General features: G+C 70.2%; 26 protein-coding genes and 2 pseudogenes. 19 read left to right on the top strand and 9 right to left on the bottom strand.

Annotation, left to right across the window (positions count from 1 at the left end; genetic code table 11):
- The first annotated feature begins 34 nt into the window (after positions 1 to 34).
- Together ACFCY7_RS23445 and ACFCY7_RS23440 are read left to right on the top strand one after the other, a co-directional pair.
- Entirely contained in the window at positions 35 to 184 is a 150-nt protein-coding gene (locus ACFCY7_RS23445) for a hypothetical protein (protein ID WP_376487991.1), read from the top strand.
- 53 nt (positions 185 to 237) lie between these two features.
- Positions 238 to 765: a hypothetical protein gene (locus tag ACFCY7_RS23440; protein ID WP_376487990.1), complete on the top strand. Its 528-nt coding sequence runs from the start codon at positions 238 to 240 to the stop codon at positions 763 to 765.
- On the opposite strand, the gene ACFCY7_RS23435 is transcribed toward ACFCY7_RS23440, so the two are convergent.
- Entirely contained in the window at positions 722 to 1,225 is a 504-nt protein-coding gene (locus tag ACFCY7_RS23435) for a hypothetical protein (RefSeq protein WP_376487989.1), read from the bottom strand. The genes ACFCY7_RS23440 and ACFCY7_RS23435 overlap by 44 nt on opposite strands.
- Positions 1,226 to 1,414: 189 nt before the next feature.
- Here ACFCY7_RS23435 and ACFCY7_RS23430 point away from each other — a divergent pair, with 189 nt between their 5' ends.
- From ACFCY7_RS23430 to ACFCY7_RS23410, 5 genes are all read left to right on the top strand, one after another.
- Positions 1,415 to 3,166 carry a lysyl oxidase family protein gene (locus ACFCY7_RS23430; protein WP_376487988.1) on the top strand — a complete coding sequence of 584 codons (1,752 nt, stop codon included), beginning with the start codon at positions 1,415 to 1,417 and terminating at the stop codon, positions 3,164 to 3,166.
- Between the two features lie 436 nt (positions 3,167 to 3,602).
- Positions 3,603 to 3,836, top strand: coding sequence for a hypothetical protein (locus ACFCY7_RS23425; protein ID WP_376487987.1), 234 nt, complete (start codon positions 3,603 to 3,605; stop codon positions 3,834 to 3,836).
- A 279-nt stretch (positions 3,837 to 4,115) separates the two neighbouring features.
- The gene (locus tag ACFCY7_RS23420) at positions 4,116 to 4,496 is read left to right on the top strand and encodes a nuclear transport factor 2 family protein (protein WP_376487986.1); all 381 of its coding nucleotides are present in this window, start codon (positions 4,116 to 4,118) and stop codon (positions 4,494 to 4,496) included.
- Positions 4,497 to 4,594: 98 nt separating this feature from the next.
- Positions 4,595 to 5,017 (top strand): hypothetical protein, encoded by a 423-nt coding sequence (locus ACFCY7_RS23415; RefSeq protein ID WP_376487985.1) that lies wholly within the window; start codon positions 4,595 to 4,597, stop codon positions 5,015 to 5,017.
- 137 nt (positions 5,018 to 5,154) lie between these two features.
- Positions 5,155 to 5,781, top strand: coding sequence for a DUF6434 domain-containing protein (locus ACFCY7_RS23410; RefSeq protein WP_376487984.1), 627 nt, complete (start codon positions 5,155 to 5,157; stop codon positions 5,779 to 5,781).
- A 108-nt stretch (positions 5,782 to 5,889) separates the two neighbouring features.
- Here the strand turns inward: ACFCY7_RS23410 and ACFCY7_RS23405 are convergent, their stop codons facing one another.
- Together ACFCY7_RS23405 and ACFCY7_RS23400 are read right to left on the bottom strand one after the other, a co-directional pair.
- Positions 5,890 to 6,321: a phosphotyrosine protein phosphatase gene (locus ACFCY7_RS23405; RefSeq protein ID WP_376487983.1), complete on the bottom strand. Its 432-nt coding sequence runs from the start codon at positions 6,319 to 6,321 to the stop codon at positions 5,890 to 5,892.
- Positions 6,318 to 6,752, bottom strand: a complete 435-nt coding sequence (locus ACFCY7_RS23400; protein WP_376488007.1) for an aquaporin — start codon at positions 6,750 to 6,752, stop codon at positions 6,318 to 6,320. Before ACFCY7_RS23400 ends, ACFCY7_RS23405 begins: the two co-directional genes overlap by 4 nt.
- Between ACFCY7_RS23400 and ACFCY7_RS23395 the strand changes: the two genes are divergently transcribed.
- Positions 6,642 to 7,064 (top strand): transposase, encoded by a 423-nt coding sequence (locus tag ACFCY7_RS23395; RefSeq protein WP_376488006.1) that lies wholly within the window; start codon positions 6,642 to 6,644, stop codon positions 7,062 to 7,064. The genes ACFCY7_RS23400 and ACFCY7_RS23395 overlap by 111 nt on opposite strands.
- A gap of 88 nt (positions 7,065 to 7,152) precedes the next feature.
- Positions 7,153 to 7,584: a hypothetical protein gene (locus tag ACFCY7_RS23390; RefSeq protein WP_376487982.1), complete on the top strand. Its 432-nt coding sequence runs from the start codon at positions 7,153 to 7,155 to the stop codon at positions 7,582 to 7,584.
- Positions 7,585 to 7,694: 110 nt separating this feature from the next.
- On the opposite strand, the pseudogene ACFCY7_RS23385 reads toward ACFCY7_RS23390, so the two are convergent.
- A pseudogene (locus ACFCY7_RS23385) lies at positions 7,695 to 7,854 on the bottom strand (ArsR family transcriptional regulator); the annotation flags it as partial.
- 112 nt (positions 7,855 to 7,966) lie between these two features.
- On the opposite strand from ACFCY7_RS23385, the gene ACFCY7_RS23380 reads away from it, so the two are divergent.
- The 6 genes from ACFCY7_RS23380 to ACFCY7_RS23355 all read left to right on the top strand — a co-directional run bounded on the left by ACFCY7_RS23380 (position 7,967) and on the right by ACFCY7_RS23355 (position 12,903).
- Positions 7,967 to 8,308, top strand: coding sequence for a hypothetical protein (locus ACFCY7_RS23380; RefSeq protein WP_376487980.1), 342 nt, complete (start codon positions 7,967 to 7,969; stop codon positions 8,306 to 8,308).
- Positions 8,305 to 8,751: a MerR family transcriptional regulator gene (locus ACFCY7_RS23375; protein ID WP_376487978.1), complete on the top strand. Its 447-nt coding sequence runs from the start codon at positions 8,305 to 8,307 to the stop codon at positions 8,749 to 8,751. Before ACFCY7_RS23380 ends, ACFCY7_RS23375 begins: the two co-directional genes overlap by 4 nt.
- A gap of 42 nt (positions 8,752 to 8,793) precedes the next feature.
- Complete coding sequence (locus ACFCY7_RS23370; RefSeq protein ID WP_376487976.1) at positions 8,794 to 9,072, top strand: hypothetical protein; 279 nt, start codon at positions 8,794 to 8,796, stop codon at positions 9,070 to 9,072.
- Between the two features lie 11 nt (positions 9,073 to 9,083).
- A complete protein-coding gene (locus ACFCY7_RS23365; RefSeq protein ID WP_376487974.1) occupies positions 9,084 to 9,419 on the top strand; it encodes a YnfA family protein in 336 nt (111 codons plus the stop codon).
- 431 nt (positions 9,420 to 9,850) lie between these two features.
- Positions 9,851 to 10,360, top strand: coding sequence for a hypothetical protein (locus ACFCY7_RS23360; RefSeq protein WP_376487972.1), 510 nt, complete (start codon positions 9,851 to 9,853; stop codon positions 10,358 to 10,360).
- Positions 10,357 to 12,903: a tetratricopeptide repeat protein gene (locus tag ACFCY7_RS23355; protein ID WP_376487970.1), complete on the top strand. Its 2,547-nt coding sequence runs from the start codon at positions 10,357 to 10,359 to the stop codon at positions 12,901 to 12,903. The genes ACFCY7_RS23360 and ACFCY7_RS23355 overlap by 4 nt, the downstream gene beginning before the upstream one ends.
- Before the next feature lie 188 nt (positions 12,904 to 13,091).
- Here the strand turns inward: ACFCY7_RS23355 and ACFCY7_RS23350 are convergent, their stop codons facing one another.
- A complete protein-coding gene (locus ACFCY7_RS23350) occupies positions 13,092 to 13,490 on the bottom strand; it encodes a DUF5958 family protein (protein WP_376487968.1) in 399 nt (132 codons plus the stop codon).
- A 377-nt stretch (positions 13,491 to 13,867) separates the two neighbouring features.
- On the opposite strand from ACFCY7_RS23350, the gene ACFCY7_RS23345 reads away from it, so the two are divergent.
- The 4 genes from ACFCY7_RS23345 to ACFCY7_RS23330 all read left to right on the top strand — a co-directional run bounded on the left by ACFCY7_RS23345 (position 13,868) and on the right by ACFCY7_RS23330 (position 19,095).
- A complete protein-coding gene (locus tag ACFCY7_RS23345; RefSeq protein ID WP_376487966.1) occupies positions 13,868 to 14,422 on the top strand; it encodes a hypothetical protein in 555 nt (184 codons plus the stop codon).
- Positions 14,423 to 14,901: 479 nt separating this feature from the next.
- Positions 14,902 to 16,368, top strand: coding sequence for a fibronectin type III domain-containing protein (locus ACFCY7_RS23340; protein ID WP_376487964.1), 1,467 nt, complete (start codon positions 14,902 to 14,904; stop codon positions 16,366 to 16,368).
- A 294-nt stretch (positions 16,369 to 16,662) separates the two neighbouring features.
- The gene (locus tag ACFCY7_RS23335; protein WP_376487962.1) at positions 16,663 to 18,162 is read left to right on the top strand and encodes a DHA2 family efflux MFS transporter permease subunit; all 1,500 of its coding nucleotides are present in this window, start codon (positions 16,663 to 16,665) and stop codon (positions 18,160 to 18,162) included.
- Positions 18,163 to 18,411: 249 nt separating this feature from the next.
- Complete coding sequence (locus tag ACFCY7_RS23330; protein ID WP_376487960.1) at positions 18,412 to 19,095, top strand: hypothetical protein; 684 nt, start codon at positions 18,412 to 18,414, stop codon at positions 19,093 to 19,095.
- A 29-nt stretch (positions 19,096 to 19,124) separates the two neighbouring features.
- Here ACFCY7_RS23330 and ACFCY7_RS23325 read toward each other — a convergent pair whose 3' ends face one another.
- The 4 genes and pseudogenes from ACFCY7_RS23325 to ACFCY7_RS23310 form a co-directional block, all read right to left on the bottom strand.
- Positions 19,125 to 19,319, bottom strand: coding sequence for a hypothetical protein (locus ACFCY7_RS23325; RefSeq protein WP_376487958.1), 195 nt, complete (start codon positions 19,317 to 19,319; stop codon positions 19,125 to 19,127).
- A 92-nt stretch (positions 19,320 to 19,411) separates the two neighbouring features.
- On the bottom strand, positions 19,412 to 20,533 hold the full coding sequence (locus tag ACFCY7_RS23320; protein ID WP_376487957.1) for an AI-2E family transporter: 1,122 nt from the start codon (positions 20,531 to 20,533) through the stop codon (positions 19,412 to 19,414).
- A gap of 48 nt (positions 20,534 to 20,581) precedes the next feature.
- Entirely contained in the window at positions 20,582 to 22,333 is a 1,752-nt protein-coding gene (locus ACFCY7_RS23315) for a beta-galactosidase family protein (protein WP_376487956.1), read from the bottom strand.
- A 156-nt stretch (positions 22,334 to 22,489) separates the two neighbouring features.
- Positions 22,490 to 22,884 (bottom strand): annotated as a pseudogene (locus ACFCY7_RS23310) (sugar ABC transporter substrate-binding protein); the annotation flags it as partial.

Below are 22,884 nucleotides of genomic sequence, written 5' to 3'. Positions count from 1 at the left end.
TCCAAGGGGTCTGCCTCTTGTCGATGAATCCAGCATGTCTGTCGTGGAACCCAACCGCCGCTGGCTGACCCCGTGCCGGAGCAGCGCGGCAGGCCTCGCGGAGGCCATGGCCTCGGAGGATGACGGTGGCTTCCCCCACGTGGGGGAAGCCACCGTCCCGCTGTCGCTCCACAGGGCCCTCTGAGTCCGTCGCGCAGGGTGATGACGTCTGTTTGGCGGCGCGTGACGATGTGTGGCATGGGCATTCAAACGAGCGACTCGACGGTCATCTCCGCAGCGGCACCGCCCCGCTGGGCTGTTTGCGCCGCGCATCTGACGACATGGGTGGTCCTGCCGAGCGGACTGTGGCGCATTGCCCTGGTGCTCGGATATCCGGCCGGATACACCGACATTGGCTTCGAGGACTTCCAGACGATCGGCGCGAAGGCATGGATGCTGACACTCAGCGTGGTCTGCGAGCTCGCAGCCTTCCTCACGATCGGTCTGGTACGGCCGTGGGGTGAGGTCGTGCCCCACTGGATACCGCTGATCGGAGGGCGAAGAGTCCGCCCCATGGCCGCCGTGGTCCCTGCCGCCCTAGGCGCGGCGGCCCTGACCGCGCTCTGGGCCTTCACACCCTGGTGGTGGAACTTTCCGCACGACGACATGACGCCCACCGGGAGCCTCGTGGTCGGCATCCTCTACCTACCGCTGTTCCTCTGGGGCCCTCTCCTCGCCGCCGTCACCATCTCCTACCACCGCCGCCATCGCACCCCGCGCCGCTGAGCAGAGATCGCCGGGTGAGCGCCCGCCCAGCGGTAATTCGGTGACAGACGGCCCGGTTCCGAATGACGCGGGCGATGACACCGTCGGGTGTGCGCCCTCGATGCTGTTCGAGGTCGACTTGGCCCTTGAAGGTCTCGTTGACCGACGCTATGACCTGCCGCAAGGGCTTGAACATCGGTGCGCCGGGCCGTTCTGGCTCGCCCTTGCGGGCCGGCCGCAGCAGCCGGACGCCCTGCTCGGCCGACAGATGCTCGAAGTCGCGGCCGAAGTAGTTCTTGTCGCCGATCAGCGTCTGGCCGGGCCGGCCGGCGACGAGGCCCGGTTCGGCAACGGGCCCGCTGGCCGACGCGCCACCGCACCGACGCGCCACCACGCCGATACGTAACCGCCCCACCGCCCCACCGCGCCGAAGCGTAACCGCCCACCACGCCGACGGCGTCAACCGTCTGTTTTCGTCCACAGGGGCGTCATTCGGCCAACATCCTGATGATCTCGGCCCTCCGGACAACCCGGCATCGCGTCTCCTCCTCTCACCGCACGGGCGCAGCGAGTGCCTCCCACCGCACCGGTCGGACGAATCTCCCGACCCGTCGGGTCGGGCCGCCCGCTGTCCGCTTCCTTGTCACAGCACCCGGAGAACGAGGGAACGATGACCACCACGCGTACCACCCGGCTGCGGCGTCCGCTGCTCGCCGGTACCACGGCCGTCGCCGCCATGGCCGTGACGGTCGGCTTCATGGCCGCCACGCCGGAGCAGGCGAAGGCCGCGGCGAGCCCCAAGCTGAGTCTCATCGCGGCGACCGACTCCGTCACGCTCACCTCCTGGAAGGAGGAGCCGGGTGTGTACCTCGACCTGGGTACGTACCTGACGGCGGAGGGGACGCCCCTTGAGTTCAAGGTGACCCGGAAGTCGTACAAGGACCCGGTGACGATCACGCAGACCGTGTACGAGGGCGGCAAGGCCAAGGCGAAGTCGCTGCCCGTGGGCACCGTGAAGGACTTCTCCGGGCTTCCCGGCTTTGCGGAGATCACCATCACCGACAAGGACGGCAAGAAGGTCGTCAGCCGGGCGGAGAGCTTCTGCCCGAACAACGCCAGCGGCCGGGTCCGGCCCGACGCGCCCTCCACCTCGAAGTATCCGGAGAGCTGCCCCACCAACCCGTTCACCCTCGGCTCCGTCTGGGGCGTCGAGAAGGGGTGGGCCGCCAACACCTACGGCGGTTCCTACACCCAGCCGGTGAAGCTCGCCGCAGGCGCGTACACGGCCAAGATCGGGGTCGCCAAGAAGTACCGGGACCTCCTCGGGATCGCAGACAAGCCCGCGACCGTGAAGCTCACCGTGCAGGAGCGCAGCTGGGAGGAGGGCCGCGGCGCCGAGGGCGCCCGATCGGCCGCCGCCGGCGCGCACGCCGGGCACGGCGGCGCGCACCAGGCCCCGGCCGGCCACGCCGGGCACGGGCCGGGGCACGCTCCGACTCCGGCCCAGGCCGCCGCGCCGGACACGAGCGGCGCGGGTCCCTCGTACAACGTCGGTCACGGCCCGCTGAAGGCCGCACCGCCGGCGGTGTCGTGGGCGGTGAAGAAGCAGCAGGCCGCGCGCGCCGACATGCAGGCCGCTGACACCGCCGGACAGACCGACGGCTCGCGGCAGGCACCCGCCCTCACCCCGCAGACCAAGCGCCCCACCGGGACCCCGTCCGTCCCGAACGTCCCCAAGCCCGACCTGCGGTCGCTGCCGGCCTACGGCATCACCATCAGTGACGGCGGCCAGAACGTCCCCGGCAAGGACTACCTCGCCTTCAGCGCCAACGTGTGGAACGCCGGCCCGGCCCAGCTCGTCGTCGACGGCTTCCGCTCGCCCGGCAAGGACAAGATGGACGCCTACCAGTACTTCTACGACGCCAACGGCAAGCAGGTCGGCTACACCCCGACCGGCACCATGGAATGGGACCCGCGCCCCGGCCACGTGCACTGGCACTTCACCGACTTCGCCAGCTACCGGCTCCTCAAGGCCGACCAGAAGGAAGCGGTCCGCAGCGGCAAGGAGGCCTTCTGCCTGGCCAACACCGACGCCGTCGACTACACGGTGAAGAACGCCAACTGGCACCCCTTCAACACCGACCTGTCCACGGCCTGCGGCCAGGAGAACTCCATCTCCGTCCGTGAGGTCCTCGACGTCGGCTCCGGCGACACCTACACCCAGGACCTCCCGGGCCAGTCCTTCGACATCACCGACCTCCCCAACGGCACCTACTACATCCAGGTCCTCGCCAACCCCGCCAAGCGCCTCAAGGAAACCAACCTCGACAACAACAGCGCCCTCCGCAAGGTCGTCCTCGGCGGCACCCCCGGCGCGCGCACCGTCACCGTTCCCGCGCACGACCTCGTGAACGCCAACTGATCACAGAGCAGTCACCACCCACGCCCGACGAGCCTCCTGAGCCGACCGCGGCGCGGCGTGAGTAGTTCCGAAAGTGGCCGGGCCGGCCGCGTGATGTGATGCCGGCCCGGCCACGCGTGCGCCGACTGCCGACTGCCGACTGCCGACTGCCGACTGCCGACTGCCGACTGCCGACTGCCGACTGCCGACTGCCGGGGGTGGGTCACGTACGGAACGGTCATGGGTGGGCAGCGGCAAGAGAGTGACAAACACCAGGTCATCGAGGTGAGGACGATTCCCAACGGGGCACTGGAGAGCATCGTTTCTGCGCTCGCCGGACCCCCGCGATCGGCTGTCCGGCATTGGAGTGAGACGCCGTATCTCGTGCCACCGTGCGGCGTTTGACCGCGCGACGAGCACTTCCTGGCACGTCATTCGGAGATATCGAGGAGTAGCTATGCGTTCTCTGGCCGCGTCTGTCCTGGCCGTTGGCATCCTGCTGGGTGGCGCCGGTGCCGCGCTCGCCCACGACGGCGTCGGAATCGGGGGCTTCTCCGAGGGTGGCGCCGGCTTCACGTCGCACTGTTCGGTGAGCGGCGTGCCCTCCGTGTACGGCACCATCTTCACCGGTTCCTGCTCGGACAGCGGCTGGGAAGAGGGCGCGGAGCTCACCTACCTCGGCGCCCACTGACCTGCGACCACGCCAGGCAGCAGTAACCGTTTGACCGTTTGACAGCTCGACCGCTTCTTCGTTCGGAAGCCCCGCGTGTACGTGCCTTCCGTGTACGGCCCGCGGCAACGGCCCGCCCTCGCACCCGAGAGCGGGCCTGTTTGTTCGGCTCCTGCGGCCCTCGCTCCGGTGCTTCGGCGCTGCGGTACGAGTTCCCCCGCGCAGGATGACCGCTGACCGGGACGACCCCTGACTGTGTCGCGGAAGGCGATCGGGTGCCGTTCGACCTACGGTGACACCATGAGCGACCCGGAGAAGAACAAGGCCACGGCCAAGGCGTTCTACGACCTGATGTTCAACGAATGCCGCCCCGCCGAGGCCATCGACCGATACGCCGGCGACACGTACATCCAGCACAATCCGCATGTCGGCGACGGCAAGCAGGCGTTCATCGACTACTTCGAGCGCATGGCCGCCGAGTACCCGGGCAAGCGCGTCGAATTCAAGCGCGCCTTCGCCGAGGCCGACCACGTCGTACTGCACTGCCTCCAGGTCTGGCCCGACGAGGAGTACGCGGGCATCGACATCTTCCGTTTCGACGCAGACGGCAGGATCGTCGAGCACTGGGACGTCCTCCAGGTCATCCCGCCCACGTCCAAGAACGACAACACCATGTTCTGAGCGGATGCGGGCACCCGCGCCCGCGCCCGCACCCGCGCAACGCTCGGGCGACGGCCGCGCCCTATGATCTTGGCGGTCATCGACACGGGGGTGGGCGCATGGACGGCTGGCGTTCGAGGGACAGGTGGTCGCTCGACGAGAAGAACTGGTCGCGACGATGGTGGATTCCGCTGGGGCTCGTCGTCCTGGCGGCCGCGACCTGGGGCGTTCTCGGGTTCGTCGAAGGCGGCTGCAAGCGTGGGCCCAGGGGCGGCTGCGTCGCCGCCGACGGCTACGGGGTGCAGGGCTGGGTGCTGTTCCTCGCCGCCATGCCCACGCTGTTCGTCGTCGGCACCGGCCTGACCGCCGACCGATGGCCCCCCGCACTCGGCATCGTCGCCGGCGGCACGGCCTGCGGGCTCTACACGCTGGCCCAGGGCCAGACGGTCTCCCACCTCATCCTGGCTGCCGTCCTTTTCGCCCTGGCCGTCACGGCGCCGGCCCTGTCCTGGCGCCGCCGAAGGGCAGCGCAAGCAGCATGAGCGACGTACCCGCATAAGTGCCGTACCTGCATAAGCGACGTCCCCGCATGAGCAACGTACTCGCATGAGCGATGCACCCGCTCGCCGCCGATGATCCGGCTCCGAATGGAGGAAGCAGCCTCTCCTATGGTGGGGACATGAGTTCGGGTGTGGGTGTCGGTGTGGGTGTCGGTGGGGACGTGGGCGTGGGTGCGGGTGGTGAGCAGCGGCCGGAGCTGAGTCCGGCGTTGAGCGGGGACGAGCTGGCCCGCTGGTACTGGACGCTGGCCGAGCTGACCGTGCTTGCCCGGGAGCTGGGGGTGCCGCGCGCCGGCGGCAAGGCCGCGCTCACCGAGCGGCTGCGGGCCGCCTTGAACGGCGATGTCCCACCGCCGCCACCGCCCCGGGCGCGCCCCGCCGGGCGCCGGCTCGCCGCGCCCGTGAACGGCTCCACCGTGATCCCCCAGGGCCAGCGATGCAGCCAGGTGCTCCGCGAGTACTTCCGCCGCGAGATCGGCCCCGCCTTCCACTTCGACGCCTACATGAGGACGTTCGTGGCCGAAGGCGCCGGACGCACGCTGGGTGACGCCGTCGCCCATTGGCACGAGACGCGCCAGGCCGCCGCCCAGCCGCAGGAGATCGGCTCCCAGTTCGAACTCAACCGCTTCCTCCGCGACTGGAATGCTCAGCATCCGACCGGCAGCCGCACCGAAGCGCTCGCGGCTTGGCGCGCTCACCGTGACCGGCCGCGTGACCGGCCGCGCGACGGCTCGGCCGCGGGGTGAGCGGCCGGAGACTACGTGCGGGCGCCGAGGCGTCGACGCCGCTGTCCTGCTCGGCCTGAAGGAAGGGAGGGGGCGGGGCGCGATGCGCCCCGCCCGCCTCGGCGGTCTTTACGCTGCGGGCTCGATGTCGAGTTCGGTGAGCAGGCCGCGGATGCGCCGCTCGATCTCGTCGCGGATCGGGCGGACGGCCGCGACGCCCTGTCCGGCCGGGCCTTCCGGCTGCCAGTCCAGCTGCCAGTCCAGGTACCGCTTGCCGGGGATGTAGGGGCAGGCGTCGCCGCAGCCCATGGTGATCACCACGTCCGATGCCCGTACGGCCTCCGTGGTGAGGACCGTCGGAGTCTCGGCCGAGATGTCGATGCCGGCCTTGCGCATGGCTTCCACCGCGGCCGGGCTTGCCGTGCTTGCGGGGGCGGAGCCGGCGGAGCGAACCTGGATCCGGTCTGCGCCGAGGTGGGTGAGGAATGCGGCGGCCATCTGCGAGCGGTCGGCGTTGTGCACGCAGACGAACAGCACGGAGGGAAGGGCGGAGGCGTTCATCGGGCCGGGGCGGTTTCTTCCGTGGAGTGGGTGGCAGCTGCAGGGTGCTGCCTGCCGTCGGGGACGGGAACCTTGTTCTCGCCCGCGGCCGCCGGGCGGCCGAAGCAGACGGAGACCAGGCCGAGACCTGCGGCGACATCGCGCAGGGTGGGCGCCTCGCCGGTGCGGCGGCCGGTGAACCAGGCGGCCAGGGTGACCGCCGGGTTGAAGTGCGCCCCCGACACGGGGCCGCGCAAGGCGATCAGCACGCCGAGGCCGAAGACGGTGGCCAGGGAGTCGGTCAGCGACTGCGTCCCGACGTCCTGGGTCAGTTCGGTGGCCTGGATTCCGGACCCGACGACCACCGCGACCACCGCGGCCAACGCGACCACCGCGGCCGTGCCCAGCGCCTCGACCGTCGTCCGGCGCACCAGCGACGCGGGAGTGCTCACGCGGGTGCCTTTGGTGGAGGTGCTGCGGGAGATGAAGGCCTGGGCTGCTCGCGAGGCGGGTTCACCACCAAGCTTCACCTGAGCGCGGACGCCCGCTGCCACCTGCTCTCTTTGATCGTCACCCCAGACCAGTGGGCGGACTGCACCCAGTTCAAGCCGGTGCTGGAGAAGATCCGCGTCCCGAAGTCCGGCCCGGGCAGGCCACGCAAGACGCCGGACAGCGTCGCGGCCGACAAGGCCTACAGCAACGGCCCCTGCCGCGAGTACCTGCGGCGCCGGGGCATCCGGCACACGATCCCGGACAAGTCGTAGACGGCGGACTCCGCGTACGGAAGGAGCCTCGAAGGCTCCGGTTCCAAATCGATTGCCCTCGGTACCCGGCACGGTGTGGCATGTGGGCATGAGCAGAATGGCGCAGGTCATCGTGTTGGCGCGATACGAGGATGAGGTGATGGAGCCGCTGACGCGGCCGGACGAGGCCCGCACCTGGCATGGCTGCTTCGTGCAGATCCCCTGGTTCGTAGGGGGCTGGCACATCGAGTTCGCGCGGTGGAACGGGCGCCGCGGCGTGATCGAGGATCTGGAGTCCCTGCCGTGGAAGGAGCCCGCCTGCGTGCAGGTCATGCTGCACGACGAGGACGACGACGTGTTCGGTCTGTGGATGTTCCGCGGCGGGGTCCTGGTCGAGGTGGGCATCCCCGGCACCCAGCGGGTGCACATCGCTGCCCCGCCGGGGGACGTGGACCCCGGCTTCCTGGTCCGGACCGGCATGGGCAGGGGAGAGGACCGGCACTCGCCAGAGCACGTACAAGACCCGCGGTCGTGCTGGTGACCCGGCGCAGACCGGGGCCGGACCGACCGGTACTGAAGTCGCCGTTGCCGGTCCTGCCCGGGGCCGGACCGGTGTGATCTGGCTCCGAACATGATCGGCCGGACACGTCTTAGTCCGGCCTCCCGCAGCACCTTCAGGTGGTGGGAGACCATCGGCTGGGAGACGTCGAAGGGGCTGAGAGGTCGTACACGCACGCCTCGCCGCCCTCGTGGGAGGCGATCAGCGGCGGCGGAGGCAGCAGGGCAGCAGCAGCCGGATCGGGTTCGACAGAGCCTTGCAACCTGGGCCTGCAATCGGTACCCGGGCTTGTGATCGGTACCTGGGTACAGGTTTACCGTCGGAGGTGTCCCCACCAGCGGACGCGTCGACGGGAGTGAGCCCGATGAGTGATCTTGCGTGGGTGCCGCAGTCCTGCATCCTGCCCACCGAGAAGCAACCCCTGCGGGTTGCCGAGTGGGACGCGCTGCTTTCCGAGCGGCTGACCTCAGGATCCCGGCCGCAGCCGCTTCACCTGCGCCTCGACCTGGCAGGCGGAGAGGGCGCCGAGGAGCAGGTCCGCGACCTGGTGGAGCGCGAGAGCGGCTGTTGCTCGTTCTTCACCTTCACCCTCACCGTCGGCGGGGATCTGCTCCATCTGGACATCTCGGTGGACCCGGCACACGAGGCGGTCCTGGACGCCCTCGCGGCACGAGCCGTCCCCGACTCCGACGGAGGCCGACGGTGAGCACGGGCCTGCGCAGTGGACAGGTCGCCGAGGCGGCCGGGGTGAACGTCCAGACCCTGCGCTACTACGAGCGGCGCGGCCTGCTGGCCGCCCCGGCACGCACCAACGGCGGCCACCGCCTCTACGGCGAGGAAGCGGTGACCGTACTACGGGTGATCAAGGCCGCCCAGCGGCTCGGTTTCACGCTGGAGGATGTCGCCGAGCTCCTGGAGACCGGCCGCCACCGGCACGGCCGCCCCGTCGCCGGGCTTCAGGACCGCGCGGCAGCAAAGCTTGCCGAGGTCGACGCGAAGATCACCGACCTGACCGCCATCCGCACCGCCCTGGCCGCCGCCTGGGAGGCCGGCTGCGACGACCTGACCGTCTGCGCCTCCACCACGTGCTGCCCGATCCCCTTCACCGACCTCGCCGAGGAGCACCGCCACGCCGGGCCCTGCGGCTGACCGCCGTCCGGGGCGCGCCCCGGAGGTGCTCGGGAGGGGAGCATGGCAGCGCTGGCGTGTGTGGCGCCCTGCGCGCTGCCCGTCCTGATCACCTCCGGGACCGTCGTTGTCGTTGTCGTTGTCGGGGTGGTGGTGGGCTGGCTGCCCCCCGCCGTGGTTCTGGCCGTGGCCGCCGCCGGAACCTGGTGGTACGGCCGGCGCGGCCACTCCCACTCCCACTCCCACTCCTGCTCCTGCGCACAGAAGAGCACAGGTCAGAGCGGGTGCGGCTGCCGGACACCGGCCGACCCGCTGAAGATCGGCGGTGCGGGCCGCCGGTAGGGTCAGCCTCTATGACCGTCGCTCGTTCCCTCGCCCTGTTCGTCGTCGCCGCCCTCTTCGAGATCGGCGGCGCCTGGCTGGTGTGGCAGGGCATCCGCGAGCACAAGGGATGGATCTGGATCGGCGCCGGCGTCATCGCCCTCGGCCTCTACGGGGTGGTGGCCACCCTCCAGTCCGACGCCGACTTCGGGCGCATCCTCGCCGCGTACGGCGGGATCTTCGTCGCCGGATCGATCGCCTGGGGCATCGTCGCCGACGGCTACCGCCCCGATCGCTACGACGTCATCGGTGCCCTCGTGTGCCTCGCGGGGATGTCCGTGATCATGTACGCGCCCCGCAGCCACTGACCTTCTCGCCGTCGACCGCGCCCGCATCACACAGCGGCCGCAGGCCGCCGGGCAGGTCCGGCAGGCCCGGCAGGTCTGGCAGTAAGCAGGCGTACCGGCCCGACATGTTGATGTGGTGCCGCACGAACGGTGCGGGCGGGCCATGTCCCCGTCCCGCCGAGGTACGAGTGCACTACGGAAACCTCCCCCGAAGGCCGGAGGTAGAGGTGCCAGACGACACAGCCCTGTTGATCCCGCAGGAATCGCACGAGGAAGGAGCCGGCCTCGACCGGACTGGGTAGAGGATCCGAGTCGCCTTGGAATGCGACGAAGTCGTCGTGCCGGAGGTTCGGCGTCCCCTGTTGGCCGTGTCCGTGCCGGGGAACTGTTCCTGTCGTTTGCTCGTCGGACGAAGTGAAGGTGGCGGTGGGGCCACCAGGTTGGGGGCGGCTGTGGACCCGGTGTCGGTGGGCCTGCTCATGGCGCTGGCTGGTGGGGCCGGTGGGGAACTGGGGCGGCAGACGTGGACGGGGCTGGGTGCTCTGGTACGTCGTCCTTTCGGGCGTGGCGGTGGTGGAGACGGTGCTGCGGCTCGGGAAGTCGGTTCCGGTGAAGCGGAGTTGGAAGCATTGGTGCAGGCTCCGGACGACGAGGGGCGGGCGCACGCGTTGAGTACGGCCCTGGCGGTCCGTGCCGACCGGGACACGGATTTCCGTGACGGGCTGGACGCCTGGCGGGAGCGGGCGCGGCAGGTCGTCGTTTCCGACGGGGGGACCGTGAACAACACCGTCAGTGGCGGCACCCAGACCGGGCCCGTGTTGCAGGGCCGGGATTTCTCCGGGGTGACGTTCACGGCTGCTCCTGTGCAGAGTGTGGTGCCTGTGACCGGTGTGCAGCCGGGCGGCGCGGTGCCTGCGGAGGGCCGTGGGGCGACCGGGGCCGCTGAGAGCTCGGTGGGGTGAGCGAAGCGCGCTCCGGAGGTGCCGGAGGGGGGCGGGACGGGCAGGTCAGCAACACCATCTCCGGTGGGCTCTTCTTGCATGCGGTCATTCAGGGCAGGGACATCACGGTCCAACTTCCGCCGCAGGTCACCCCCGTTCTGTACGGTCTGCCGGCGCCTTCGCCCACGTTCACGGGACGGGACGAGATCGTGGACCGGCTGCTGGAGCATCTGGCTCCAGCAGCCGGTGAGGGCGTGGGTTCCGGTGTGGGGGCGGGTGGGAGCGCCGAGGGTGCGGGTGTGTCCGGTGGGCAGCGGCCGGTGCTGGTGACGTCGGTGGCGGGGATGGCCGGCGTGGGGAAGACCGAGCTTGCCGTGCAGACCGCTGCGAGGGCCCTTGCGAGGCCGGGTTGGTTTCCGGGGGGAGCGCTGTTCGTCGATCTGTTCGGCTATGCCGGGGAGGAGGGCGATGAGCGGAGGGTGTCGGCGGAGCGTGCGCTGGAGGGCCTGCTGCGTGATCTCGCGGTGCCCGGTGAGGACATTCCGCAGGGGCTGTCGGATCGCCAGCGGTTGTATCGGAGTGTTCTCGCCGCCTATGCCGAGGAAGGGCGCAGGATCCTCGTCGTCATCGACAACGCTTCCAGCAGCGTGCAGGTGCGGCCGCTGCTGCCGAACGACGGGCAGACCGCGGCACTGGTCACCTCCCGGCACACGCTCGACGGCCTCAATGCCCGGCTCGAGGACCTCGACACGCTCGACGAAGGTGCTTCGCTCGCGCTCCTCGACACCGCGTTGCGCCATGCGCGCGGCGATGGCGACACCCGTTTCGCCGACGACCACGACAGCGCGCGTACGATCGCCCGGCTGTGTGCGGGGCTGCCGCTGGCCCTGCAGATCGCGGCCGCTCTGCTGGCCGTCGCTCCGGCGAGGCCCGCCGCCTCGCTGGCCGCCGCACTGGCCGACGAGCACACGCGTCTGCGGAGGCTGAGCCGGCCCGACCGTGCGGTCCGTGCGGCTTTCGACCTCTCGTACGACCTCCTCGACGCCGAGCACGCCGAGCTGTTCCACCTCCTGCCGATCAACCCAGGTCCTGACGTGTCCACCGAGGCCGCCGCGCATCTGGCCGGGACCGACCCCGACACGGCCGAGGAGCGGCTCCAGCATCTGGCCGAAGCGCACCTCATCGACCCCGTGAAGGAGCAGTGGGGCCGATGGAGGATGCACGACCTGGTGCGTCTCTACGCCGAGTCCGACGAGCACGGCCGGCCGCGCGGCACCGTCGATCAGCAGGAGGCCGCTCGGAGTCGACTGTTCGAGTACTACGACACCACCACCGCTGCCGCGGTGTCCCCTCCCGATTCCGATGCCGACCACGGCGCATCACGCTTCCGTGACCGCCTGCACGCCGTCGAGTGGCTGGACGCCGAGCACCGGAGTCTGATCGCGTGCGCCACCGCGGCCGCAGCCGCGGGCCACCCCGTCGTCGCGGCCAATCTGGCGCTCCGGCTCGGCAGCTACCTGGACGGCCGCAGGTACTTCGACGACCTGATCGCACTGAGCACCATGGCGTTGGCCATCACGCGCGAGCAGGGCGCACGGCGTAGCGAAGCGCTCGCCCTGACCAACTTGGGCAGGGGCCTGCAGCAGGTGAGGCGCTTCGACGAGGCGCTCGACGTACTCGCCGAAGCGCTGGTCATCCACCACGAGACCGGCCATCGGCGCGACGAGGCGCTCGCGCTGACCCAGCTCGGCGTCTGCCAGCGCCAGGTGAGACGCTTCGAGGAGGCGATCGGCTCCTACAAGCGCGCCCACGACATCCTGTTCGAGCTCGGTGACCACGAGACGCGGACCGTCGTGCTGAGCAACCTCGGTACCGCTCACCGGCAGGCGGGAAGACCCGGCGAGGCCGAGACGTACCACCGGTTCGCCTTGGCCCTCATCCGAGAATTCGGCAACGACCGACTGAGTGAAGCCACCGCGCTGAACAACCTGGGCACGGTCCTCATGGACAGGGGGAACTTCGAAGAGGCCATCTCCGCGCACGCCAACGCGGTCGTCATCTTCGGCGAGGTGGGCCAGCACCACCGGCAAGGCAGGGCACTGGACAACCTCGGAAACTGCCTGCGCGGGGCGGGCAGGTTCGAGGAAGCCGTCGACGTCCACATCCGCGCACTGAACATGCACCGGGCCGTCGGCGACCGCTACGGCGAGGGCATGGTGCAGAACAACCTCGGCGCCGACGCCGCCGGCCTTCGGCTCTTCGAGCAGGCCGTCGACCTCTACGTGGGCGCGGCCCGCCTGTTCCGCGAGCTGGGCGACCGCCACGCGGAGACCGTAGCCCTCGACAACCTCGCCCACTGCCTGCAGCAGGCAGGCAGCCCCCGCCCCATCTCGCACCCGCCGCCCTCGCCGACGCCTACAAGACCCTCCTGGAAGCACGCCGCCGACTCGTCGACGCGGCCGATCCCGCCGTCCTGTCCGCCTGGGGCAGCCACGCCCACTGGCGAGGCGAGGCGGGGGACCCCGAGGGAGCCGCGGCGGCCTTCGCCGAACTCCTCGAAGTGATGAGGGGAGCCCTGGGGGAGGACCATCCCCACGTCGAGATCGTCCGACGCAACCTGATCCACTTCAGGGAGCAGGTGGACGGCTGACGCCGGCAGCGTGCCGTCGGCGAGGAGGTCTGATACGCCTCGCCCGGTACACCCGCGCCCGAGGCTTGCTCCGCTCGGCCTTCTCGTTGCGGGCGAGGTGATTCAGTCAGAGGCGGGGAGCTGGTGCCACCAGTGCGTGCACCCGCCGGAGCAGTGGCGATCACGGCGTCGGGCGTCGGCGACGGCGAGTACCGCGACGAGCAGCCGGAACGCCTTGCGGCGTTCGTCGGGAGGGGTGAGCCCGGCGATCTTCCCCAGCTGCTCGTCGATCCGGCCACGGGTGATGAGCACCGCAGGCGTATGCGTCGGGCGCAGCCCCGCACGACGGACGCCCTCCGGGCCGTCCTCGGTGACGGCACGCGCCTGGATGCAGTGGTGGCGCAGGAACACCAGCGTCTCCGACTGCGCCTCCGGTCCCAGTCGATCGAACCATTCGAGGCCCTGCGACATCGGGCGCAGCCCTTGGGCCAGTTCGTTCAGCATCAGGTCGCGTTCGGTCATGACGGCTCCCACCGGACAGGCGGCGATCCGCCGCGATGACAAGAATGCCGAGCAGCACCGCCGGATCGACCGTGCCCTCTGCTCAGTGGCCCAGGCGTGGATCCGCCGCTGGTCGGCGACGGTCTCCACCTGGTGGCCGGGCCCGGAGGCCGTGCGCCCACCACCCGGTCATGGAGTTACTCTGCCCTGTGCCACGGGTGGCGGTCCCCATGGTCCCGTGGCGGCAGCCCGGGACGTCGGCCCCACCGGGTCCGGCCTCCCAGGACAAGGTCGGCATCCGGCCACAAAGTGCGCCTCGCGGGGCAGCGGTGCGGCGCACGGGTGGGTAGAGATGGAAGCATGAAGCACCGAACCAGCCGATCGAATGGAAACGCGAAGTGAGCATCCCACCCGGACAGCGCCCGACGGGCAGAACGTGGACCGTCCGCCTCACCGGGCACCCCGACCGCTCCGCGACGGTGTCCTGCAGTACCGAGGCATGTCGTATGCCGCCCCGGTCCAGGGACATCAACGCGTTGCGCCACTTCGCCCACCAGCACGTCCAGGCCCACGCGCGCCTCGTCGTCCCGCGAGCCCAGTCGACCTGCGCCTGTGCCGCGGTCGAGTGCCGGTACCACACGGCCAGGGCGACATGCATGGGCCGAACCCTGCTGCTCCTCATCCACAACCGCGCCGCGGGCGACGTGTGGACCCTCGCCGAAATCTGCCAGAGCTGCGCTCCCCACATCACCCACACCACCGTGCTGTCCGGTGCCGCGGGTCCGGCCGGTCGCACGGCTCCCGCGCCCAGGACGCCGCCACCGGCCCCCGTGCAGGTCACCTTCTCCTCCGAGCAGACAGCCGGCCCTGACGACGCGGCCGCCGTCCGCCGCAGCCAGCGACCCCCGCGAAGCCGCTCCAGCCGAGGCAGCACCGGCCGCCGCGCCCGGTAGGCCGAAGGGGCCGACCGCACGAGTCGGCCGCACGAACCGCGCGCACGAACCGGCTGCACGAACCGGCGGTAGGAAGCGGCCGTACAAACCGATCGCACGCACAGACGGTACGCACGGCGCGCGGAGCCGTGTACGAGCGGAATCGCGTACAAGCGGAGCCGCGTACGAGCGGAATCGCATAGCCACGGAGCAGTCACGCCCGTGCTGGGACGCTGTCTGAAAACAGGTCTGGGAGCGTCGGCGTCGCGCACTCCGAGTTCGAGGAGTACGGCTCGGAGAGCGCAGGCCAGCGGAGCCGTGGGGAGATCAGCGAGGTCATCGGAGGGGCGTGTCCTCGCCAAAGACTGCAGGCTTGAAGTTTTCGTCCCTATGTCAATGCACGCCACACTTCGACTGCCGGAAGTGGTGGGACGACATGTGGGCGGGGATCGCCTGTTCTCCTCAGGATGGCGGCATCTCACCCCCATCTGGAGATGCGAATGAAGATCAGGAAGCTCCTCGTGGCCGCTCTGGCGGCTTTCGGAATCGCCGCGACGGCGGTGGGTGGCGCGACCGCCGCCGTGCCGGCACCGACCCCGGGCTCGCTGCAGCGGTACGACATCAGCGCGACCTACGTGAGCGGGCTCTCGTCCGGCGGGTTCATGGCCAATCAGATGCACGTCGCGTACTCCGACGTCTTCAAGGGCGCGGGCATCTTCTCGGCGGGCCCGTACGACTGTGCCCAGAACAACCTCAACACGGCCTTGTACGGGTGTATGGACACCTTCATGGCACGCAAGACGCCCGCGCAGCTGGAGCAGCTGACCCGGGACCGGGCGGCGGCAGGCAAGCTCGACCCGGTCGCCAACCTGACGGGCGACAAGGTGTGGCTGTTCCACGGGACCAACGACACCACGGTCAAGGCTCCGGTGAACGACGACCTCGCCACCTACTACCGTGACTTCGGCGCGGACGTGGTCTACAACAACACGTCGTCCTCGGGCCACGCCTGGATCAGTCCGCTCGGCCCCAACTCCTGTTCCTCCACCGACTCGCCGTACATCAACAACTGCGGCGGCGACCCGGTGAAGGACATGCTGACCCACCTGCTCGGCAGCGTCGCCCCGGCGAGCACCTCCGCCCTGACGGGCAAGCTGGTCAAGTTCGACCAGAGCAGCTACGCCCCCGGCGGCAGCCCCAGCGCGATCAGCATGGGCAACGAGGGCTTCGCCTACGTCCCGCAGTCCTGCCAGAGCGGTGCCTCGTGCAAGCTGATGGTCACCCTCCACGGCTGCTACCAGTACTACGGCCTCGTCGGAAACGCCCTCATGGACAAGGGCTACCTCAACGAGTACGCCGATACGAACGACATGATCGTCCTCTACCCGCAGGCCACCACCATGACCGGCAACCCGCGTGGCTGCTGGGACTGGTGGGGATACAAGTCAGCCGACTACGCGCAGAAGAGCGGCCCGCAGATGACGGCCGTGATGAACATGGCCAAGGCCCTCGGTGCGGCCACCACCAGCGCCCCGACCCTGCCGGCCCCGACCGGTCTCGCGGTGACCGGTACGACCGCCGGAAGTGCCTCGCTGGCCTGGAGCGCCGTCTCGGGTGCGGCTTCGTACGACGTCTACCGTGACGGCGCCAAGGTCAACGCCACTCCTGTCACGGCAGTCACCTTCACGGACAGCGGTCTGACCGCGGGCACCACGTACGGCTACACGGTCGCGGCCGTCGACGCCTCCGGTGCCGTCGGCGTCAGGACCGCCCCCGTCACCGCCACCACCACCGGCGCCCCGACATGCGTGACGGCCAGCAACTACGCCCACACGCAGGCCGGCCGCGCCCACCAGACCGGCGGTTACGCCTACGCCAACGGCTCGGACCAGAACCTCGGTCTGTGGAACACCTTCACCACCAGCACCATCAAGGAGACCTCGCCGGGCTACTGGGTCACGTGCTGACCCTGGCCTGACCCGTTGAATGCCCGTCGTCTTGCCCGTGATGAGTTCACGGGCAAGACGTGCGCGTCGGGGATGGGGGATAGGGGTGGGCGTGGGGGGTGTCGCGGTCGGACTGGCGTGATCAGGACGCTAGTTGGCTCATCGGCGATGCTTCGTCCATCCGTTCGGCAAAATGGTTTGAGCCTCGGCGGTGACACCGACAGGATGGGAGGACATCGATGAGTTCTTCCCGGGTCCGAGGTCTGTCAGGGTGACCCGCCACGTGCGGAGGACACTCACATGACGGAAGGCGCCATGCTCGCACCAGACTCAACCCCCACGCTCGCGCCCGCGCGAGTCACCGCCGTGCTGCGGATCCTCGTGCTGTCCACGTTCGTCGTCCTGCTCAACGAGACGATCATGGTCAACGCGATCCCGCGGCTCATGCGCGAGTTCGAGGTCACGGCCGCCGCCGCGGGATGGCTGTCCACTTCCTTCATGCTCACCATGGCCGTGGTCATCCCGGTGACGGGATGGTTCCTCCAGCGCGTGACCACGCGCACCGCCTTCGGCCTGGCGATGGCGCTGTTCCTCGCCGGTACGGCCCTGGCCGCGGCCGCGCCCGCGTTCCCCGTGCTGCTCGCCGCCCGCGTCATCCAGGCCAGCGGCACCGCCGTCATGATGCCGCTGCTCATGACGACACTGATGACCCTCGTGCCCCCGCACGACCGTGGCCGGGTCATGGGCAACATCACGCTCGTCATCTCCGTCGCGCCCGCCCTCGGCCCCGCGGCCTCCGGCGTGCTGCTGCAGCTGGGGACCTGGCGCCTGCTGTTCCTCGCCGTGCTGCCCATCGCCGGCGCCATGGCCCTCTTCGGACGGCGTGAGCTGGTGAACATCGGCGAGCCGCAGGCCGGACCGATCGACTGGGTGTCCGTCCCCCTCGCGGCGGCGGGCTTCGGTGCCCTCGTCTACGGCCTGAGCGGCCTCGGCGCCGGGAACGCGGCCCAGGGCCCCGTGTCCCCGTCGGTCATGACCGCGACCGGCGCGCTGCTGGTCGCCCTGTTCGTATGGCGGCAGCTGGCCCTGCAGCGCTCGTCCACGCCGCTGCTCGACCTGCGCGCCCTGACCTTCCGCCACTTCTCCGTGGCGCTGGGCCTGATGTGCCTGTCCTTCATGGGCCTCATGGGCGCGTTCATCCTGCTGCCGATCTACCTGCAGGAGGTGCGCGGCCTGACCTCGCTGCAGACCGGGCTCCTCCTCATCCCCGGCGGCCTCACCATGGGTCTGCTCGGACCCCAGGTCGGCAAGCTCTACGACCGATTCGGCGCGCCGCGTCTGGTCGTGCCCGGAGCCGTCCTCACGGCTCTCTGCCTCGCACTGTTCGCCTTCACGGGCGAAGAGACCTCGCCGTGGGTGGTGCTCGCCCTGCACGTGGCCCTGAGCGCGGGCATGGCCTTCGTCTTCACCCCCGTCTTCACCTCCGGACTCTCCGTCCTGCCCCCGCACCTCTACCCCCACGGATCCGCCATCCTCGGCTCCCTCCAGCAGGTCGCCGCCGCCGCGGGCACCGCCCTCGTCATCAGCGTCATGTCCGGACACGCCGCCACGGCCCTGACCGAAGGCGCCGACGCCACCAGCGCCCTCTCCACCGGCATCCGCTGGGGCTTCGGCATCGGCGCCGTCCTCGGCGCACTGACCGTACTGGTCGCCCTGCTGGTCCGTACCCCGCCCGCTCCGGAGATGCCCCCGGCGGCGGAGCCCCAGGACGAGGACGGCACCACGACGAACAAGACCGCCCAGGCGCCGAACTGACGCTTTGACGGATCCGGCGGATCTTCCGCATCGGCCCGGCGCTCGCCTCGACGAGGGGTGCGCCGGGCTTCGTCCGTCACGGGAACCCTGGGCCTCGGGGCGCGGGTCTCGGGGTGCGGGCCTCGGGTCACACGTCGCGGTTCGTCCGGGCGAACGTGGCGGCTGGCAGCCATATGAGTACGCGTACTCACTCCGACCTCGGCAACCGCGCCCATCCGCCGCGCCATCCGGCTCGCCTAGGGTCCTCGTATGCCCGACGAGACCATGCCAAGCCTCCCCGCCCTCGACGCCACCGAGCCCGGGGTCTCCTCCTGCCTCCGGGCGGTCCTGGGATGCGGAGGCGCCGCGCTGCTCGGCGTGCTCGCTCTGGTCGTCGCCCTCGCGTGGGGTTCCTGGGGGTCCACGGACTTCCCCCGCGTCGCGCCCGAGGAGATGGCGAACCGCGCTCTCCAGCGCTCTCATGAGGCCTACGACGTCCTGGGGTTCACCCGCACCATCGAACCCGGCGTCGAGGACATCGGCGTCAGCACCGAGAACACGCTCGGCTCCAGCTTCTGCTACGACGGTGGTCTGCTCGGGCTGGAGGACAAGACCATCGACGGCGCCTACGCGATGAACCACCGCTGGGCACTGGACCGCGTCCCGGCCACCCAGGCGATCCCCGGCCTCCGCCGACTCGTTCGGTACTTCGAGGACAACGACTGGAAGATCTCGTCCTACCGCGAAGGCGAACAGGGTCGGGACTGGGAGCTGTTCGTCCAGCGCGACGACGGCGCCGAGCGGATGTCCTTCACCTGGTACCCGGACCGGAACTACTTCACCGGCGGCGCCGGCGTGCCCTGCGCCTACGACCCGGCGTGGAAGACCGGCGACGCAGGCCCCGCCGGGGACAACGAGAGGCCCCCGGCCTTCGGGCCCACGCCGCAGAACTAGGCCGATGCGGTCGGAACCGGCGCTGTTCGTCAGGCCGTCGGCCCCGTGCGGCGCCGCCGCACGTCTCGCACGAGCGAATACAAGGCGCTGAGGAAGATCACGGCGCCGGCCGCGAGCCACAGGGCCGACGCGCCGGAGCGGTACTCACGGACGGCGTGTACGAGGAGGAACGTGCTGGCAAGAACACCGAGGGCCGAGATCAGAGCGCTGATGCGGTTGGTCATGCGGGCATCATCGACGATGACCAGGGCCGGCGGGAGTGGTCTCGGCGGGATCTTGTGCCCCCCCGCTCAGCGCGCCGGCGGTTCGGCCTCGGTCATGACGTGGTGGGGGCGGGGGTTGGAGCTGGGACGGGGGTCTCGTCGGGGGTGGGGGTGTTGTCGGTGAGTTGGTCGCGGAGGTAGTTCCAGAAGACGGCGAGGATGGCGGCCGAGGGGACGGCGAGGAGGCTGCCCACGATGCCGGCGAGGCTGCCGCCGAGGGTGACGGCCAGGAGGACGACGGCGGCGTGGAGGCCGAGGCCGCGGCTTTGGATCATGGGTTGGAAGACGTTTCCCTCCAGCTGTTGGACGACGATGATGATGGCGAGGACGATCAGGGCGTCCGTGACGCCGTTCGAGACGAGGGCGATGAGGACGGCGACCAGGCCGGCGAAGAGGGCGCCGATGATGGGGACGAAGGCGGAGACGAAGGTCAGCACCGCGAGGGGGAGGACGAGCGGGACGTCGAGGAACCACAGGCCCAGGCCGATGAAGACGGCGTCGAGGAGGCCGACGAAGGCCTGGCTGCGGACGAAGGCGCCCAGGGTGTTCCAGCTGCGCTCCGCCACGATGGGGATGTCGACGGCGAGGCGTCCGGGGAGCTGGCGGGTGAGCCACGGCAGGAAGCGGGGGCCGTCCTTGAGGAAGAAGAACATCAGGAAGAGGGCCAGGAAGGCGGTGACGACGCCGTTGAACACCGTGCCCACGCCGGTCGCGACCGCGGTGACCATGCTGCCGATGCTGTCCTGGAGGCGGGCCATGGCCGTGTCGAGGGCGCCGGAGATCTGGTCGTCACCGATGTTCAGCGGTGGTCCGGCAGCCCATGCGCGCAACCGCCCGATCCCCTCGATGACCCCCTTGGAGAGCTCCCCGGACTGAGACGCGACCGGCACCGCGATGAGCGCGATGACGCCGGCGACGAGCAGGAGGAAAGAGACCGTGACGGCTCCTGCGGCCAGGGCCGGAGGCCAGCCGTGCCGCCGCAGGAAGCGTGTCAGAGGCCAGGTCAGGGTCGTGAGGAACAGGCCGACGACGAGGGGCCAGACCACCGACCACATGCGTCCCAGGATCCATAGGGTCACCCCGGCCATCAGCAGGACCAGCAGCGACTCGGCGGACACGCGAGCCGCTGTGCGGAGTGCGGCGGTGGCTTTCGTGGAGCGCAAGGTGGCAGACATGGGACCACCCTATGGACCCGTGGCGGGGCCGGCGGTGCCGGGTGTTTCCTACTCCTCGGTGGGGCCGAGGTCGGGCACGTCGCGGAAGTCGACGGTGCGGGTACGGGGGCCGGCGTGGAGTTCGAGGACGACGATCTCGTTCGTGCCGGCGCGCAGGACGGGGGCGGGGACGTAGAGGGACCGCTGGGGACCGCGGGACCAGAAGCGGCCGAGCGGGAAGCCGTTGACCCAAGCGTTGCCCTTGGTCCAGCCGTCGAGGTGGAGGAAGGTGTCGGCCGGACCGGCGACCTCGAAGGTACCGCGGTGGAAGGTGGGGCCGACGGGAGTCGTGGCGGTGGCCGTGAAGGGGATGTCCTCCAGAGTGGTGAGCGGGAGGGGACAGTTCGTCCAGGCCGTCGGCTCGACGCCGTCGAGGAGGACCTTGCCGAGGAGGCCCTTGCGGTCGTGGATGCCCTGGCCGTAGTTCACCCGGCCCTGGTTCTCGACCAGGATCGAGAGCGCGGCACCGGCGCGGGGGGCCGTGAGGGCGAGGGCGTGCTCGTGGTTCTCGCGCTCCAGGACTCCGACGGGCTGTCCGTCGACGAAGACCTGGGCGCGGTCGCGGACGTGCTCGACCTCCAGGAGCGTGGGTCCTTGCAGCGGCAGGACGGTCTCGTAGAGGACGAAGCCGAAGTCCTGCTCCAGCTCCTCCATGGTGAGGGGGCGGCGGGAGTCGACGCGTGCGGTCAGTACGTCCGCGCTCGGCAGGAGTTCGGCGCTGTCCGTCAACTCGACCGCGGGGACGGACAGTTTCGGTGCCGGGGCGGGGACGGGCTCGCTCGGCACGGGGGCGTACTTGGCGATGATGTCGCGGAAGGCGGTGAACTTCGCGGTGGGGTCGCCGGCTTCGTCGAGGGGGGCGTCGTAGTCGTAGGAGGTGACGGTGGGGCGGTAGGTGTGCTTGTCGTTGGCGCCGTTGGTGAAGCCGAAGTTGGTGCCGCCGTGGAACATGTAGAAGTTCACGGAGGCGCCGGTGGCGAGGAGTTCGTCGAGTTCGCGGGCGGCGTGGTCGGGGTCGCGGACGACGTGGTGGGCGCCCCAGCGGTCGAACCAGCCGATCCAGAACTCCGTCGCCATCAGCGGCCCCTCGGGGCGCTGCGCGCGCAGCGCGGTCAGGTGGTGGGCCGCACGGCTGCCGAAGTTGGCGGTGGCGAGGACGCCGGGCAGGGCGCCGCGCTCCAGGTCGACCGGCTGGTCGCAGGTGAACAGCGGGACGTCGACGCCGCAGGCGCGCAGCGAGTCGGCGATGTGTTCCAGGTACGCCGTGTCGTCGCCGTACGCGCCGTACTCGTTCTCGACCTGCACGGCGAGGACGGGGCCGCCCCGCGAGGCGAGGTACGGCCGCAGCGGCGTCAGCAGCCGGGTGAAGTAGTCGTCGACGGCCGCGAGGAAGCGCGGGTCGCGCGAGCGCAGCCGTATGTCGGGCTCGGCGAGCAGCCAGGACGGGATGCCGCCGCCTTCCCATTCGGCGCAGATGTACGGGCCGGGGCGCAGGAGGACGTGGAGCCCTTCGGCGGCGGCGAGGTCGAGGAAGCGGGGGAGGTCGAGGCCGCCGTCCATGACGAAGTGGTCCGGGCGCGGCTGGTGGAGGTTCCACGGGACGTAGGTCTCGACGGTGTTGAGGCCCATGAGCCGGGCCTTGCGGAGCCGGTCCTGCCACTGGTCGGGGTGGACCCGGAAGTAGTGCAGCCCGCCGGACAGGAAGCGGAAGGGCTGACCGTCGAGCAGGAAGCCGGCCTCGTCCATCTGGAGATCGGGCATGCGGTGTTCGCTCCTGTACGTGAAGGGTGGTGCGGGCCGGGAGGGGTGCCTGCCCCTCTATGTTTACGCAAACATAGAGGGTGTGGCAACCCCTTCGCGGAGTGACGGGGGCGGGGTCGCGGCTGCGGCTCCGCCCGGTTGAGCGTGCGGGTGGGACTACTTGTTGACGGTGAAGCCCTGGTCGTTGCCGTACTTCACGCTGGCTTCCTGCCAGGCCTTGAGGCCGGCGTCGAGCTTGGTGGAGGTGACGTAGGCCTTGCCGACGGTGTCGTTGAAGATGGAGTTGGCGTAGACCTGGTAGGGGAGGTAGGTCCAGTCGGGTCCGACGTTGCGGGCGGATTCGGCGAAGATCTGGTTGGCCTTCTGGCCGCCGAAGTAGGGGAACTCGGTCTCCAGGAAGGCCTTGGATTCGAGGTCGGCGCGGGTGGCGGGGAAGGCGCCCTGAGCGACGCGGGAGGTGGCGCCGGCGCCGGTGGTGGCGAACTCGGTGAAGGCGTAGGCGAGTTCCTTGTTCTTGGCGGCCTTGGGCACGGCGAGCGAGCTGCCGCCGT

Source organism: Streptomyces sp. NPDC056361, assembly GCF_042262805.1.
GTDB lineage: Bacteria > Actinomycetota > Actinomycetes > Streptomycetales > Streptomycetaceae > Streptomyces.
The sequence above is the reverse complement of the archived record's forward strand: the minus strand, read 5'-3'. Positions and strand labels throughout refer to the sequence as shown.

Coding starts and splice junctions, on each gene's coding strand:
- ACFCY7_RS23380 (WP_376487980.1), top strand. CDS start 7,967: ATGAGTGATCTTGCGTGGGTGCCGCAGTCCTGCATCCTGCCCACCGAG.
- ACFCY7_RS23410 (WP_376487984.1), top strand. CDS start 5,155: ATGAGTTCGGGTGTGGGTGTCGGTGTGGGTGTCGGTGGGGACGTGGGC.
- ACFCY7_RS23340 (WP_376487964.1), top strand. CDS start 14,902: ATGAAGATCAGGAAGCTCCTCGTGGCCGCTCTGGCGGCTTTCGGAATC.
- ACFCY7_RS23390 (WP_376487982.1), top strand. CDS start 7,153: ATGAGCAGAATGGCGCAGGTCATCGTGTTGGCGCGATACGAGGATGAG.
- ACFCY7_RS23445 (WP_376487991.1), top strand. CDS start 35: ATGTCTGTCGTGGAACCCAACCGCCGCTGGCTGACCCCGTGCCGGAGC.
- ACFCY7_RS23425 (WP_376487987.1), top strand. CDS start 3,603: ATGCGTTCTCTGGCCGCGTCTGTCCTGGCCGTTGGCATCCTGCTGGGT.
- ACFCY7_RS23365 (WP_376487974.1), top strand. CDS start 9,084: ATGACCGTCGCTCGTTCCCTCGCCCTGTTCGTCGTCGCCGCCCTCTTC.
- ACFCY7_RS23330 (WP_376487960.1), top strand. CDS start 18,412: ATGCCCGACGAGACCATGCCAAGCCTCCCCGCCCTCGACGCCACCGAG.
- ACFCY7_RS23440 (WP_376487990.1), top strand. CDS start 238: ATGGGCATTCAAACGAGCGACTCGACGGTCATCTCCGCAGCGGCACCG.
- ACFCY7_RS23415 (WP_376487985.1), top strand. CDS start 4,595: ATGGACGGCTGGCGTTCGAGGGACAGGTGGTCGCTCGACGAGAAGAAC.
- ACFCY7_RS23335 (WP_376487962.1), top strand. CDS start 16,663: ATGCTCGCACCAGACTCAACCCCCACGCTCGCGCCCGCGCGAGTCACC.
- ACFCY7_RS23350 (WP_376487968.1), bottom strand. CDS start 13,490: ATGACCGAACGCGACCTGATGCTGAACGAACTGGCCCAAGGGCTGCGC.
- ACFCY7_RS23370 (WP_376487976.1), top strand. CDS start 8,794: ATGGCAGCGCTGGCGTGTGTGGCGCCCTGCGCGCTGCCCGTCCTGATC.
- ACFCY7_RS23405 (WP_376487983.1), bottom strand. CDS start 6,321: ATGAACGCCTCCGCCCTTCCCTCCGTGCTGTTCGTCTGCGTGCACAAC.
- ACFCY7_RS23430 (WP_376487988.1), top strand. CDS start 1,415: ATGACCACCACGCGTACCACCCGGCTGCGGCGTCCGCTGCTCGCCGGT.
- ACFCY7_RS23320 (WP_376487957.1), bottom strand. CDS start 20,533: ATGTCTGCCACCTTGCGCTCCACGAAAGCCACCGCCGCACTCCGCACA.
- ACFCY7_RS23325 (WP_376487958.1), bottom strand. CDS start 19,319: ATGACCAACCGCATCAGCGCTCTGATCTCGGCCCTCGGTGTTCTTGCC.
- ACFCY7_RS23315 (WP_376487956.1), bottom strand. CDS start 22,333: ATGCCCGATCTCCAGATGGACGAGGCCGGCTTCCTGCTCGACGGTCAG.
- ACFCY7_RS23420 (WP_376487986.1), top strand. CDS start 4,116: ATGAGCGACCCGGAGAAGAACAAGGCCACGGCCAAGGCGTTCTACGAC.